At 36.4% G+C, this 15,576-nt stretch carries 11 protein-coding genes and 1 tRNA gene; 10 read left to right on the forward strand and 2 right to left on the reverse strand.

Going from position 1 to position 15,576, the window contains the following annotated elements:
• Position 1 precedes the first annotated feature (1 nt).
• From JSS34_02985 to hfq, 6 genes are all read left to right on the forward strand, one after another.
• Positions 2–313, forward strand: a complete 312-nt coding sequence (locus tag JSS34_02985; protein MBS0185303.1) for a DNA-binding protein — start codon at positions 2–4, stop codon at positions 311–313.
• Positions 297–2,594: a PAS domain-containing sensor histidine kinase gene (locus tag JSS34_02990; GenBank protein MBS0185304.1), complete on the forward strand. Its 2,298-nt coding sequence runs from the start codon at positions 297–299 to the stop codon at positions 2,592–2,594. The genes JSS34_02985 and JSS34_02990 overlap by 17 nt, the downstream gene beginning before the upstream one ends.
• 14 nt (positions 2,595–2,608) lie before the next feature.
• A complete protein-coding gene (locus tag JSS34_02995; protein ID MBS0185305.1) occupies positions 2,609–4,006 on the forward strand; it encodes a sigma-54-dependent Fis family transcriptional regulator in 1,398 nt (465 codons plus the stop codon).
• Between the two features lie 52 nt (positions 4,007–4,058).
• Entirely contained in the window at positions 4,059–5,429 is a 1,371-nt protein-coding gene (trkA, locus tag JSS34_03000) for a Trk system potassium transporter TrkA (GenBank protein MBS0185306.1), read from the forward strand.
• Between the two features lie 10 nt (positions 5,430–5,439).
• Positions 5,440–6,111 carry an HAD-IA family hydrolase gene (locus JSS34_03005; GenBank protein MBS0185307.1) on the forward strand — a complete coding sequence of 224 codons (672 nt, stop codon included), beginning with the start codon at positions 5,440–5,442 and terminating at the stop codon, positions 6,109–6,111.
• Positions 6,112–6,356: 245 nt separating this feature from the next.
• Entirely contained in the window at positions 6,357–6,632 is a 276-nt protein-coding gene (hfq, locus tag JSS34_03010) for an RNA chaperone Hfq (protein ID MBS0185308.1), read from the forward strand.
• 60 nt (positions 6,633–6,692) lie between these two features.
• Here hfq and JSS34_03015 read toward each other — a convergent pair whose 3' ends face one another.
• Positions 6,693–7,994 carry an O-antigen ligase family protein gene (locus tag JSS34_03015; GenBank protein MBS0185309.1) on the reverse strand — a complete coding sequence of 434 codons (1,302 nt, stop codon included), beginning with the start codon at positions 7,992–7,994 and terminating at the stop codon, positions 6,693–6,695.
• A gap of 888 nt (positions 7,995–8,882) precedes the next feature.
• Here JSS34_03015 and gyrA point away from each other — a divergent pair.
• The 4 genes from gyrA (at position 8,883) to JSS34_03035 (ending at position 13,569) form a co-directional block, all read left to right on the forward strand.
• Complete coding sequence (gene gyrA, locus JSS34_03020) at positions 8,883–11,642, forward strand: DNA gyrase subunit A (GenBank protein MBS0185310.1); 2,760 nt, start codon at positions 8,883–8,885, stop codon at positions 11,640–11,642.
• Between the two features lie 6 nt (positions 11,643–11,648).
• Positions 11,649–12,158, forward strand: coding sequence for a pantetheine-phosphate adenylyltransferase (gene coaD / locus JSS34_03025; GenBank protein ID MBS0185311.1), 510 nt, complete (start codon positions 11,649–11,651; stop codon positions 12,156–12,158).
• A 44-nt stretch (positions 12,159–12,202) separates the two neighbouring features.
• Positions 12,203–12,289, forward strand: a tRNA-Leu gene (locus tag JSS34_03030).
• A 38-nt stretch (positions 12,290–12,327) separates the two neighbouring features.
• Entirely contained in the window at positions 12,328–13,569 is a 1,242-nt protein-coding gene (locus JSS34_03035; GenBank protein ID MBS0185312.1) for an MFS transporter, read from the forward strand.
• Between the two features lie 312 nt (positions 13,570–13,881).
• On the opposite strand, the gene JSS34_03040 is transcribed toward JSS34_03035, so the two are convergent.
• Positions 13,882–15,150 (reverse strand): MFS transporter, encoded by a 1,269-nt coding sequence (locus JSS34_03040; protein MBS0185313.1) that lies wholly within the window; start codon positions 15,148–15,150, stop codon positions 13,882–13,884.
• Positions 15,151–15,576 lie beyond the last annotated feature (426 nt).

Consider the following 15,576-nt stretch of genomic DNA (forward strand, 5'->3'; position numbering starts at 1 on the left):
CATGTCATTTAAAGATACGCTTACACCCCTTTCTACCCTTGAGCCAAAAGAAAAGAATACTTTCTTAAATTCTATTACCCTTACAGATTTTATTGCACAGTATTGTGATTCTTACTTAAACAATAATAATTCTTTTTCAACAAAGGGTGGATTATATCCTCTTTTAATATCAGAAATTGACCGTTCATTGTTTCAAAAGGTTCTTGAGCATACAAAAGGAAACCAATCTCAAACGGCAGATATTTTAGGAATAAATCGAAATACATTACGTAAAAAGCTAAAAAACCTTGGTTTTAATGATGAGCAAAAATAAGTCTCTCAAAAAAGGAACTTGGCGTTTCTTTATAAAAAAACCTATAATTTTTTTTCTTTCCTATTTAAAATTATATAAAACGTTTTCCCGTGATCGTCTTATTGCTTTGACACTTGGATTAGGCGTTTGTGTGCTTGGAATTCTTACATTTACGGCTTTGCGTGATCCTGAATTTCTGACATTAAACGTGCAGCATGTGTTTGCGCTTCTCTTAGCCGACTTTATCTTCTTAGCTCTCATCGTTCTTGTTATTGCAAGACGTCTGACAATTTTATGGGCAGAGCATAAAAAAGGATTAGCAGGTTCTCATTTACACGTAAGGCTTGTTCTTTTATTTGGCCTAATTTCTGCTATTCCTGCTATTTTGGTTGCGATATTTTCTGGATTATTTTTTCATTATGGTATTGAATCTTGGTTTAGCACACATGTTAAAACGGCTTTAGATGAGTCTTCTGCTGTGGCTCAAGCTTATTTAAAAGAACATCAAAAATCCATTGCGACTGACGCCTCTTTAATGGCCAGAGATGTAAGCCGAAATCTTACAGATCTTTTAAATGATTCCATAAAATTTAATGATTATCTTTCTTTTATGACAACTCTACGCTCTTTGCGTGAAGCCGTCGTATTTGATGAAGCTCATAATGTATTAGCACGATCAAATTTTAGCTTTTCTTTGGAGTTTGAGCCTGTCTCTCAACTTGCGGTTGATCAAGCGAGAAGAGGAGAAATTTCCATCTTAACAGGCGAAAACAGTGACCGCGTAAGAGCTATTATACAGATCGACTCCCTTAATCCGACTTTGGGACCTCTTTACTTATATGTAGGTCGCCATGTCGATCCCCATGTTCTTGGAAAGGTTATTCAAGCCGAAGGAGCGATCTCAGAATATAAAATACTTGAACAAAATCAATCTAATTTTCAGATTACGTTTTTTTTAATTTTTGCAGCTGTTGCTCTTCTTCTTCTTTTAATGGCCATATGGGTAGGTCTTCTTGTCGCAACTCAAATTGTGCGCCCTATTAGTTATTTAATAGATGCTTCACGACAAGTTGGATCAGGAAATTTAAGTTTTCGAATTCCAGAAAAAAGAAGTATAGCCCATGAAGGAGAAATTTCAAAACTTATCCATACATTTAACATTATGACTTCAAAACTTGAGCTTCAACAATCAGAACTTAAGGAAGCCTCACAACAAATTGAACTTCGAAGACAATTTACAGAGTCTGTTTTATCAAACGTCTCTGCAGGAATTATAGGTCTTGATTCAAAAGCTAAAATCAACCTTGCAAATAGCTCAGCTTCTCTTCTCTTGGAGACTCAGTTAGAAAATCAAATTAATCAGCCTATTTTAAAAGTTTTTCCTGAAATTTCTAATTTACTTGAAAAAAAGATGTCTGAAACACATCCTCAACTTTTAGAATCTCAAGTTCATATAAATAGAGGAGGGCATACAAGAACATTTCTTGTTCGCATCTCATCCCAAAATGCCCAAAAAGAAAAAAACAAAGGATTTGTTCTAACATTTGATGATTTAACTGAACAGCTCTCGGATCAACGTAAAGCGGCATGGTCAGATGTCGCCAGGCGCATTGCACATGAAATTAAGAATCCTTTAACACCTATACAACTTTCTGCAGAAAGACTGAGACGAAAGTATGCTTCTCAAATTACAACAGATTCTGAGAGTTTTCTAAGATGTGTTGATACAATTATGCGGCAAGTAGAGACAATTGGATCTTTGGTTTCGGAGTTTTCTGCTTTTGCTCGTATGCCTGCACCTATTATGAAACAAGAAAACTTAATTGATATTTGTCATCAAGCTGTTCTTCTTCAACAAAATGCCCATCCTTATATTACATACAAAGTTAATTTTCCAAAAAAACCACTCATTTTAGAATGCGATGCACAACAACTTATGCAAACATTAACAAATTTGCTCAAAAATGCTGCTGAATCTATTGACGAAAAATTATTAACACTTCAAAATAAACCTCATTTGGAAGAAACTGAGTCTTCTGAGCCTGAACAAATTACCCTTCATCTTTCACAAGAAAGCGATGGGATTGTAAAGTTAGATATTATTGACACTGGTTCAGGACTTCCAAAGGCAGGACGTGAAAGGCTTACGGAACCTTATTATACAACCCGTGCCCAAGGAACAGGTCTTGGTCTTGCTATTGTCAAAAAGATTATGCAAGATCATCATGGTGCTCTAGAATTAAAAGACAGAGAAGATGGATTGGGTGCTCACGTGAAATTGTTATTCTTTCCTCATACATAATTAGGGATAAATCTATGGCCTACGAAATTCTTGTTGTTGATGATGAAGCTGATATCCGGAACCTTATTTCGGATATCCTTCAAGATGAAGGGTATGTCGTACATTTGGCTTCAAATGGTGCAAATGCCATTGAAATCATTAAGTCACGACGTCCCAATCTTGTCTTCTTGGATATTTGGCTTAATGATAGTCGATTTGATGGGATTGAACTTTTAGATGTTATAAAAAAGGATCACCCTTTTGTTCCTGTTATTATGATCAGTGGACATGGGACAATTGAAACTGCCGTCAATACCTTAAAAAAAGGAGCATATGACTTTATAGAAAAACCCTTTACAGTTGAGCGTCTTTTGCTTTCCGTCAAAAAAGCCTTAGAAGCAGCTGATTTAAAACGAGAGAATGATGCCTTAAAACGTCGGATTTTTGATTCGAAAGATTTTATTGGAAATTCTATAGCAGCCCAGCAAATAAGGGCCACAATTACTAAAGTTGCACAAACGAACAGCCGCGTCATGATTACTGGGCCCGTTGGTTCTGGACAAGAATTTGTTGCACGCCTAATTCATAACCAATCTAAAAGAGCAGAAGGCCCCTTTGTAGTCTTTGATTGTAGAGGCCATACACCAGAGTCTTTTGAAGAAGCTCTTTTAGGCAGAGAAGGAGATAAAACAGCACCTCTTATTCCTTCGACTGTTGGTATGCTTGAAGAAGCCCATAATGGAACTCTCTTTTTAGATCATGTTTCATTCATCCCCCTTGAAGCGCAATCTAAATTTGTGCGAATTCTTCATGATTTGAATTTTGAACGTTTAGGGGGAACAAAAAAAATTCGTGTAGATGTGAGAATTTTAAGTTCAACCACAGAAAACCTTGCAGAACTTGTAAAACTTGGAAAATTTAGAGAAGACCTCTTTTATAGACTTAATGTTGTAAATATTACACTTCCACCTCTTAATGAAAGACAAGAAGATATTCTGTTGCTTATGGATTATTTTTTAAAAAAAGCAAATCCTAAAGCTTTAAACTTACCTTTGCGTTCTTTTACAGAGGAAGCAAAAACAAAACTTACGAATTACGCATGGCCAGGAAATGTTCGGCAGGTTCGCAATGTAGCGGAATGGATTACAATTGTCAGTAAAGACAGAACAGAAGATTTTTTAGGGGAAGATGTACTTCCTCCAGAAATCGTTTCAGGGTCTCCTTCAATTTTAGCGCTTGATGGAGGAGAAGAGCTTTTAAAACTCTCTTTAAGAGAAGCAAGAGAAATTTTTGAGCGGCAATACTTAGCATCTCAAATTATTCGTTTTGGAGGAAATATTTCAAAAACGTCTGATTTTGTTGGCATGGAGCGTTCAGCATTACATCGAAAACTTCGTTCCTTAGGGCTTGGAAACCAACATGCGGCCTCTTAAAATGCAAAAAATTTTCTTTAATTCCTCTAAAAAATCATCGTAAAGGCATCACGTGAAAGTTATTATTTGTGGAGCTGGCATAATTGGTTCGGGAATTGCAAAGTACCTGGCACGTGAACAAATAGACGTTACTGTTATTGACTTTTCTGAAGAACTTTTATGTACGATTTCAGATTCTTTAGATATTCAAACACTCTGTGGCGCGCCAACACACTTTGATATCCTTGAAAAAGCAGGCGCTAGCAATGCTCAGCTTATTATTGCCGTTACAAATCAAGATGAAATAAACATTTTAATATGTCAAATTGCTCATACGCTCTTTAAAATACCCCTAAAAATTGCGTATCTTAAAGATGCAATCTATTTTGACTCTAAATGGGATATTTTTGGTCCAAACCGCATCCCTATTGATATTTTAATTTCGCCAGAACGTGAAATTGCACGCACGATTGCACAAACCATTGATGTTCCTGGGGCTTTTGACCTTATTCCTCTTGCAGATAGAAAAGTTAACGTTGTTGGTGTAAGATGTGGACTCCAATGTCCTGTAACATATTCTCCTTTACGCCAACTAAATAATCTTTTTCCCGAATTAGAAATAACGGTCCTTGCCATTTTAAGAGATGATCAGATTTTTATTCCTAAACCAGATGACGAAATGATTCCAGGTGATGATGTTTATTTCATTGCCAATCAATCTCATGTCATGAGAGCCATGCAAGCTTTTGGATACGATCAAAAAGTATCGCGAAATATCTTGATTTTGGGAGCTGGAAAAATTGGAATGCAACTTGCTCAAGAGCTTGAAGAAAATTCTTCTGATACAATTATAAAATTAATTGAACTTAATAAAGCAGCTGCAACAGCCGTAGCACAACATTTGAAGAGAAGCACAATTTTATGTGGAGATGCTCTTAATACTCAGATCTTAATTGAAGCCAATATTGCTCAAACCGAGTCTGTTATAGCCGTTACGAATGATAATGAAGTTAATATCTTGGCATCTCTCCTGGCAAAACGGAATGGGGCAAGACAAGCGATCACATTGATCAACAATCCAGCATATTCAACCCTTGTCCGACCTCTTGGGATTGATGCTATTATCTCTCCTCAAGATATTACCATTTCTTCAATTTTACATCATGTAAGACAAGGGCGTATTCGCTCAATTTATACGGTACTTCAAGGCATGGGAGAGCTTATTGAAGCTGAAGTTTTAGAAAATTCCCCCCTTATGGGAAATTCTATACAAGCACTTAATGATCCTAATAAGTTCATTATAGGAGCTGTTATTAGGGATAATGAAATTATGATGGCTAATGAAAGCCTTATATTTCGCCAAGGCGACCTGGTGATTTTATTTGCAAAATCAAATGCCGTTCGTGAAGCTGAAAATCTTTTTTTAAACCAGGGAAAGTACTAAGAGTTCCAATATGACATTCTTACACTCCAAAAGAACGCCTTTAAACCCTCCACACGCTGTTTTATTTGATTGGGATGGCGTTATTGTTGACAGTGAACATATGATTTTCTCTGCCCTTCAAAAGACCTTCCAACATTTTAATTTAGAAGGTCCGAGTCTTCCAGATTTTTATAAATTTTACGGATATTCCATTGCCGATGCTTTTAAACGTGATTTTAAAGAGCATTGGGAAGAGGCACGGGAAGTCTATATTAAAATACAAACAACCAATATAAGAAAACCTGATGTTTTTGAAGGTGCTCAAGAATTTTTAGAGATTCTTTCTCGCAAAAAAATTTATTGTGCGGTTGTGAGCAATAAGAAAGGAGATGACCTACGCAGAGAAGCTAAAAGCTTAAATTTAGCACATTACTTTTCAAAAATTATAGGAGCTCATGATGCTCCCCGGTCCAAACCTTTTCCAGATCCTGTGGAACATGCGCTTTCAGAAACTGGGTTACACCCACATCAGCACGATATTTGGTTTATTGGAGATCGTTCTGTTGATATGGAATGTGCCCATACAACAAAATGTATTCCAATTGAAGCAGCTTTTCTGGTTTCTAAGATTGAACAAAATTATGCTTTTCCTCCCGCTTTAACGATTCGTTCTTATAAAGAACTCATAAAAATGTTGAAATAATTTTTTTTTTTTGGTACAAGTACTTTATTATTTGAATCGTTAGGCATCTATTTTTTTAAGGTGTTACTGATTGATTAATTAATTGCTGTTCCCTTTAACTTGTTTAGAGGGAGTATTTGAGTCCAAAGTATTTCATTTGTAGGTTATTTCTAAAAGTATTTTAGATATACATAAAAGCTATAGATCTACCTACAGAAGAAAGATGAAGGGATACGTTAACACAAAAAAAGAAAGAGGGCACAATTATGTCTTCAGATAAAACAAACCTTCAAGATGTTTTCTTGAATCATGTTCGAAAGAATAAAGTTCCCGTTACAGTATTTCTTGTAAATGGCATCAAACTGCAAGGAATGATTGTTAGTTTTGACAATTTTTGCTTGCAATTACGCCGAGACGGGCAATCTCAACTTGTTTATAAGCACGCTATTTCAACGGTGATGCCTCTTGGATCTATTCAATTTTATACTCCTGGAGATGAAAACGCTGACTATGAGATGGACGCTGACTTAACAGATCTCTAAATTTTTGGAGATGTTAGGGTTATAGAAAAAAGAAGTCCTTTTTGAAAAAGGACTTCTTTCTTATACCTGTTCCTTAAGAAATCTTTTATTATAAGAGAGTTTCTGCCTTGGAAGGCGAGCCATAAGAGCGATCAATGTTAAAAAAAAGATATTATCGTTTAAATCCCCTGTTTTAAGGGCATTTATAAAACCAAATATCAGAAGAAGAAATAAACTAATCCCAAGAGGATTTTTTATGATTGATTTAAGATGAATTCCCTTTAGAGATTGATACAACATACTAATAAAGAGAAAAAATCCTATAAGCCCCGTTTCTGATAAAATTTCAAGAAAAATGTTATGAGGATGCAAAGCCGTCGCTGAAAAGTTATCAAAAAGAGACCAGGCTCCAAATCCCCCTCCCTGAAGAGGATGGGCCAAGAACATTTTAAAGGCCGATATATAATACTCTAAACGTAATGTAATATTCAAATCAGATGAAAGAACATTTACGGGATCTTTTAAAACGAAAGGTGTTCTTTCAATAAAGAGCGGCAAGCCTTGATAATGAAAAAAGTGATTAAAACCATAAAAAAGGCCCATAAAAATGAGACTAAAAAGAAGAACATGACTCCAAAGAAGAAGGGAGGGGCGATAAAGCATATTTAAAACATAGAGACAAAAAAGAGCAATACCCAATGCAAGGACGGGACCTCGACCACCTAAATTAAAAGAAACATAGAGAAGTGTTGTAGCTCCCACTAAAAGAAAAATCTCTCTTATAAGAAGTTTCTTTTCTTGAAAGATTTTAGAGAGTGATGCCTTTATTTTTAAAAAACCGTTAAGCGAATAAACAAAAAAGATGAGGAATGCTGCTCCCAAAGTTTCACCTGTAACAAGGTAATTTGTTCCCAAAAATTCCCTAAAAGAAATTCCATATCTCCAAAAATCCATTAAAATCCATAAGTGTATAAAAAACCCAAAAATTGCAATACTCATCAAAAAACGCTTAATACGAGAAAATGTTTTACCGATAACGTAATAGGCGATCAAAAATCCTGAAAACGTATAAAGAAAATAACATAAAGTTTTTTGAGTACCATAAAAATGGGTTGGTGCCCAAAGATAAGAGAAAAGACTCCATATACTCCATAGAATAAAGAGGAAAGGCACTTCTTTAAAGATAGATTTTTGTATTTTTAATTTTAACTTATCTTTAAAAATAATAACAAAAGCCCATGGAACAAGCAGGCATGTTAAAAGAAGCGTTATATCGATGCTGTTATTAAAAGAAAGAGCATTTTTAAATTGGTAAGAAAAAATCCAAACCACAAAAACACCCTCAAAGCAAAAGAGGGATTTTAGAAAATTTAATTGATTCATATCCTTTCCCCGCATACAAAATGAATGATGCTCTAAACCATGTATGAAAGACCTAAGACTTATTTTTTTTATTTGTATGTCTTTTGGCTTTTTTCAAAGGGCTAAGTTATACTTCATACTTAAAAAAGTATAGCAGGTTATGGAGATTTTTTCTAGTTTTTTCATGGGTCAAAATCTTCTAAAAAATAGATGAGAAAAATCTCTTCTATGTGCAATAGACAAAAATTCAAAAAAGATTAGTTAGCTGAGCCTTTTTAGCCTGACATTGTACCTTTCACTCACAAATGGAATTCAAGTTTTTTACCGAAATTTTATCTCTATAGCCCGTGAAAAAGCAGTAAGACCAGCCATCCTTAAAAAGGATGAAGGCGCAGCATCTTTAGGATAACACTTGTTGCTTGAGCTTAAGGAATGTCCTTCTTTTTAAGGACGAGGGGATGTCAAATACTTAATTTTGGGAAAATAAAAAACAGGAAGCTTTGTAGCTTCCTGTTTTTTGAAATTTAGATAGACCTTACTGAATTAAGTTCTTTTTCAGAGCATGAAAGGTTTTCCAAGAATTGATCATCCAGACGTTTTTTTCCAGTTTTTACTGTTTTTGTCAGAAACTTCTCAAAAATCTCATCCTTATAAATTGCGTGAAAGAGAACATTACAGCTTAACAAATTACCGTTATGAATATATTTTTACAATTTCAAGTTTTTTTAAGAAACACGGATTGTACTCCAATTCAGCTCTTTATCTAATCACCACAATTTTTATTAAAAATTAATTTTTTAAAGCCCTTAAGACGCTTTTTCCTTGTCCTTTAGATTGGAACATGGCACAAATAAACACAAGAAAAGATCCTTTTTTCACCTATGGTATTATGTAAGGACATATTTAAACGTGACTGATTCTATCGAACTTCATTCTGACATTTCCCCCGTCTCACTCGAAGATGAGATGAAACGCTCGTATATTGATTATGCAATGAGTGTTATTGTCTCACGTGCGCTCCCCGATGTACGTGATGGCCTTAAGCCGGTGCATCGCAGAATATTGTTTGCCATGAAAGAAGGCGGAAATGAATATAATCGTCCTTATCGTAAATCTGCACGTGTCGTTGGAGATGTGATTGGTAAATACCATCCCCATGGAGAAGGGGCCGTCTATGATTCTATGGTACGAATGGCTCAAGATTTCTCAATGAGCGCTGTCCTCATCGATGGTCAAGGAAACTATGGATCTATGGATGGCGATCCTCCTGCAGCAATGCGTTACACAGAAACACGTTTGAGTCAACTGGCCCATTTTTTATTAGAAGATCTTGATAAAAAAACTGTTAATTACCGTCCAAACTATGACGAATCTCTCGAAGAACCTGTGGTCCTTCCAGCACGTTACCCTAACTTATTAGTCAATGGGGCGGGGGGTATTGCTGTTGGAATGGCAACAAATATTCCTCCTCATAACCTTGGGGAAGTTATTGATGCCTGTATTTTACAAATTGATAACCCATTTGTAACAGACGAAGAAATGATGGAGGTTATAAAAGGACCTGATTTTCCTACAGGAGGACAAATATTGGGGCGTCATGCAGTACGTGAAGCTTTTTTGCATGGACGCGGTTCTGTGCTGATGCGCGCCAAAACACATATTGAAGAAATTCGGAAAGACCGTATGGCCATTGTTGCAACGGAAATTCCTTATCAAGTCAATAAAGCACGTCTTGTAGAACGTATTGCGGAGACTGTCACTGACAAAATCATTGAAGGTATTTCAGATCTTAGAGATGAATCAGATCGTGATGGTGTTCGTGTCGTTATAGAGCTTAAACGAGATGCCACACCCGAAGTTGTTCTAAATCAGCTTTTTAAACATACCCCCCTTCAAACATCTTTTGGTGTTAATCTACTTGCGCTTCATGAAGGACGTCCTCTCCTCATGGGAATAAGGCGCGTCTTAGAATGCTTTATAGAATTTAGAGAACAAGTGATCACCAATCGAACACGGTTTGATCTCTTAAAAGCACAAGATCGGGCACATATCTTAATTGGGCTTGCAATTGCTGTAGCGAATATTGACCCTATGATCGAATTAATCAAAAAGGCTTCAGACCCACAGATTGCACGTGAAAAGCTCATGGAAATCGCTTGGCCAGCCGAGACCGTTGCCTCTCTTCTAAGTCTTATCCAAGAAGAATCTCACAAAGTAAAAGATGGAAAATATCTTCTTTCTGAAAATCAAGCACGTGCCATTCTTGACTTAAGACTTCACCGTTTAACAGGCCTTGAACGGGATAAAATTGCTCAAGAACTTGAAGAGATTATTCAGCAAATCAAAGAATTTTTGGCAATTCTTGCTTCTAAACCACGCCGTCTTGAAATCATGAAAACGGAACTTCTTGAAATAAAAGAGAAATTTTCTGTCCCGAGACGCACAGAAATTATAGACCATATTGGTGATCAAGATTATGAAGACCTTATTGAACGCGAAGATATGGTTGTGACCGTTTCGCATGCAGGTTACATTAAACGCGTTCCTCTCTCCACCTATCGTGCACAAAGACGGGGAGGAAAAGGAAAAACAGGGATGCAAACGCGGGATGAAGATTTTGTAAATCAAGTCTTTATTGCAAATACGCACATTCCAGTCTTTTTCTTTTCTTCAAAAGGAAAAGTCTATCAAATGAAAACATATCGCCTTCCTTTAGGGTCTGCGCAATCTCGTGGAAAGGCAATGATTAACCTCCTTCCTCTTGAAGAGGGAGAAATTATTACGACAGTTCTTGCTCTTCCAGAAGAGAAAGAATCATGGGAAAATCTTTATATTTTATTTGCAACCTCCCTTGGCAACATAAGACGTAACCGCTTGTCAGATTTTTCAAATATCCGGTCAAACGGTCTTATTGCAATTAAGCTTGATGACAATGAAAAACTCATTGGTGTTCATCTTTGTGAAGAAAATCAAGATATTCTAATTGCAACACGACTTGGAAAATCTATTCGTTTCCCACTTGACGCTTTAAGAGTATTTGCAGGTCGAAGTTCAAATGGCGTCAGAGCAATTCGTCTTGGAAAAGGCGATTTGGTAAACTCCTTATCTGTTATCAATGCGACTCAATTTACACCTGAAGAACGAGAAGCCTATCTTAGAAAAGCGAATAAAGATAGAAGGGGGGAGGAAATTGATTTTCAAGAAGAGGATTCTGAAGAAGAACGCACTTCTTCTGCTTTTTCAATAACAGAAGATCTCTATCGTAAAATGGCTGAGGAAGAACAATTTATTTTAACAATTACAGAAAATGGGTATGCAAAAAGAACTTCTTCCTATGCTTATCGCCGGACTAATCGCGGAGGGCAAGGGGTTGTTAATATGACCTTGGGGACGAAAACAGGAAATGTTATTTCTTCTTTCCCAATTGAAAATGAGGGACAAGTCATCCTTGTTACAGATCAAGGACAACTCATCCGGTGCCCTGTTCATGACATTCGAATTTGTGGACGCCAATCGCAAGGAGTTATTCTCTTTCGAGTCGGAAAAGATGAAAAAGTTGCGTCTACAGCCGTCGTACGTGAGGATAATGGAGAAGAAGAGCTTGAGGAAGAGATTGAAACTTCTCATCCTGAACTGATTCAAGATGAAAGTTCTCATGACGAAAGCTAAATATGCATGACAAAAAGAATCGGTGTTTTTCCAGGAACCTTTGATCCCATTACAAAAGGGCATCTCGATATTATCCGAAGAGGAACCCATTTTTTAGACCAACTTATCATTGGCATATCAGAAAACCCTGGAAAGTCACCTCTCTTTTCACCTGAAAAACGTCTCGAAATGACGCAAAGAGAAATAAGTGAGTCCTTGGGTCTTTTCAACCCTGACTGTAAAGTAGAGGTTTCACTTTTTTCAGGGCTTCTTGTTAAATTTGCTGAATCTTTAAATGCAACGCTGATTTTGAGGGGTCTAAGAGCCGTTTCAGACTTTGAATATGAGTTTCAACTTGTCGGAATGAACACCTACCTTTCTTCTAAAATAGAGACTGTTTTTTTAATGTCTTCTGAACGACATCATTTTATTTCATCACGTTTTGTCAAAGAAGTTGCCTTATTGGGAGGAGATGTATCCGAATTTGTCTCTCCTTTTATCTTTAACTCATTAAAAGAAAAAATACCCCATCAATAAATTCTTGACCTTCGTTAGAAGTTAAGTATTATGCATGTGCATAGGCCCCTGTGGCGGAATTGGTAGACGCGGCAGACTCAAAATCTGTTTTCTGCAAAGAAGTGGGAGTTCGACTCTCCCCGGGGGCACCACTCGTTAATAAGATTCATCAAAGGGCCTTTCTTATAATATGTTTCGCTCATCTGCCCTTTCTTTGAAAAAGGTTTTTCATGACCTTGTTATTCTTCCAAAAGGAATTTGGGGGGTGGGACTTGCCAATTTATTTATTAATCTGTCCACCATTGTAATTTTCAGCCTTTATAGCATTTACCTTATTGAAATATTAGGCGTAAGTCCTTGGGTTGTTGGTGTTTGGGACGGCCTTTTACAAGCTTTTGCTTTTATCTGCCGTATTTTCTCCGGTATGCTCAGTGATTATTTAAGAAAAAGAAAACTTCTCCTTTTGATCGGATATGGCTTCGCTGCTCTTTCACGTCCGCTTTTGGCATTTTCACCGTTTCTTTCTCTTTTTATGTTAGGCCATAGTTTAGACCGCCTTGGGAATGGGATGCAGGCTGCTCCAAGAGATGCTCTTATTGGAGATATTGCACCAAAGCACCTAAAAGGAGAATGCTATGGCTTGAGGCAAACACTTGCAATTATTGGTTCTGCTCTTGGGTCTCTTTTAACAGTTCCCCTTATGCTTTGGACAAACAACAACTATAAGTTTTTATTTCTTCTCTCTTTTATTCCGGCTTTTATAGGGGCTCTTCTCATTTTTTGGATGGTTAAAGAGCCTAAACTTCCTCCTGTTGCAGCCTATAAAAAACATTTTATTAAGCTTTCAAACATTATGGAACTTTCAAGAAGTTTTTGGTTGATTATTGGATTAAGCTCTGTTTTTACATTAGCTCGTTTTGGGGAAGCTTTTCTCTCCCTACGCGGTAAAAGCTTAGGGCTTGAAACTCATAATATTCCTCTTATTATGCTTGTGATGAACATTTGTAATTCTCTTGCAGCATACCCTTTTGGACGTTTGTCTGATGCCTTTGATCGTCGGATTCTCCTTGCTGTTAGCTTTTTTATTCTTATCTTATCTGATCTGGTTTTAGGCTTAACCAATTCTCTTCCTTGGGCTTTTGTTGGTGTTGGTTTGTGGGGAGCCCAAATTGGCGCAACAACCAGCCTTATTCTTGCCATGATTGCAGACACAGCAAGACCAGAGCTTAGAGCAACAGCTTTTGGAATTTACTATCTCATTACGGGACTCGTTCATCTTGTTGCAGGCGCTTGGGCCGGCCTTGTATGGGAATATTATTCTCCCCAAATCACTTATCTTATTGGAGGCGGAATTACATTCATTTCTCTTGGCGGAATTGCTTTTCTTCCATCTTTTAAACCAAAAGATATTCAACTTCGGAATAAAGTATAAATTTTCTTTTAAATAAAAATCAAGGATTTCAATGAAATCTTTGGATCCTATATAAGCATGAGGTTAATCTCCTTCTTAAGCTTCGCATTATCCTTGGATTAAAAACCACCCACTTGAAGCTAAACAGGACTATATTTAAAAGAAATCAAAAATTCCTGAAGGATTTGAACAAAAAGAAAAAAGAAATATTGTAAGCAAAAAAATATAGAAACTAAAGAAATAAGACTCAATCATAATTCTTGTCTCTAGCTCTTTCTATACTCTCACTTTCGCATTCACATTTCCCTTCTTTTAAAGAGAAAAAAAGAATTTTTATTGTCTTGGACGAATTGGGTTTTTTGAGATGAACAAGGCACCTATAATACTCAGAACAAGAACAACGACTAAAAGAAGCAGAGCTTGATAATAAGCTTCTTTAGAATAAAGAGGCGTGCCAAGAGCACTCACTTGTCCTTGCCAATTGTGCTCGAGTATAAGACCGAAAAAGTATTGCAATAGGGCTCCTCCCATCATAATGATGCCATTGATAAACCCTGTGATCGTTCCTTCACTTCCTTTAGGACCTGCCTCGCAAGCTAATGTAAAACAAAGGAGTTCAGCACCAATAAAGAATCCGATACTAAAAAAGAGAGATCCTACCACAAGCAAGGAGGGATTTGTAAGTACACCAATCAAGATAAGACTCAATAAAATACCAAGAGCTCCAACAATAATAAGGCTTTTCTTAGAAAACACTCGATCACTTAAGAAAGGAATTACTAAACTTCCCAAACAAAGTCCTACATAGATAAGAGAAGTGAGCTGCGCAGCTTCCATGCGGGTAATGGCGTAAGCTTGCATGCAAAATGAAATCCCCCATAAATCTGCAAGCACAGAAAGACAACTATACATACCCAGAGCCACAATACCACTAATCCAACATTGAGGCGTTTTTATGATCGCCATAAGAGAAGAAGATGCTTTTAATGTTTCTCCTTCAAGTTTTTTTTCTAAAACTTCGAGAGAAGAAATCTTTTTTTTCTTCTTAAGACCGTAAAAATTTAATATCCAAACAAGAGATCCAAAGGCTCCTAAAATTAAAATGACCTCTCTCCATGTCAAATATTCAAGAAATAACGCAATCGCATTTCCTCCATTTAAAGCACCGATTGTCCCAGCCACCATTGCAAATCCAAAGAAAAGAGATTGGTTTTTAGCGCCAAACCCTTCTAAAGCAACCTTTGCCACACTTAAAAAAGCAGAAGCAGAGCCAATTCCCACCAAAAGCCGCGCACAGATTGCAACCCAAAAATGTTCAGCTATTCCAAAAAGAAACGCACCGCTCATGCAAAGAAAAATGGACATCAGAAGGCAACGACGCACACCAAATGTATCTGCAAAAATACCTGCCGGAATTTGCATTAAACTATACGCATAAAGAGGTATTGAAGATAAGAGTGAAACGCCAACAGCATCTATGTGGAATGCTGTCATCATGTCAGAGACCATGACGCTTGGGCTAACTCTTAAAATAAATTGATAAAGATAAAAAAGAGCAGCACATAAGAAAGAAATATAAGCCTGGCGGGGAAAAGAAACCATTTTTTACTCACATAAGATTAATAAAAAGATTGCATTAATCAAAAAATAACTTTTCTTAATGCAAGCCGTTTTCTAAGAAAGTTCTGCATCTTTCATTCTTACCTAGGAGAAAAGTTAGGAAATTATAAAAGATATGTTTAACTTAGATAAATTATCTTTACCAAAAAACATAGGCTATGACGATAGATAAAGTTCGATTCTTAATCTTATTTTTTCTTATATAGCGTATTTTCGTTCATAAGAAAGCGGAACTTTCTTTTAAAAAAGAACTTTATTTATCATAAATCTTTTTAATATTTTTGAAAATTTTCGACTATTTTATTGAAACAAACAAAGAAAGTACTATATATAAGTACTATATCTAAACAGCATTCTCACTACCCGTCATTTTCTTAAAAGATAACATTTTTAGTCCTTTCCAGTAGA

The sequence above is a fragment of the Pseudomonadota bacterium genome (assembly GCA_018242545.1).
Classification (GTDB): Bacteria; Pseudomonadota; Alphaproteobacteria; order 16-39-46; family 16-39-46; genus 16-39-46.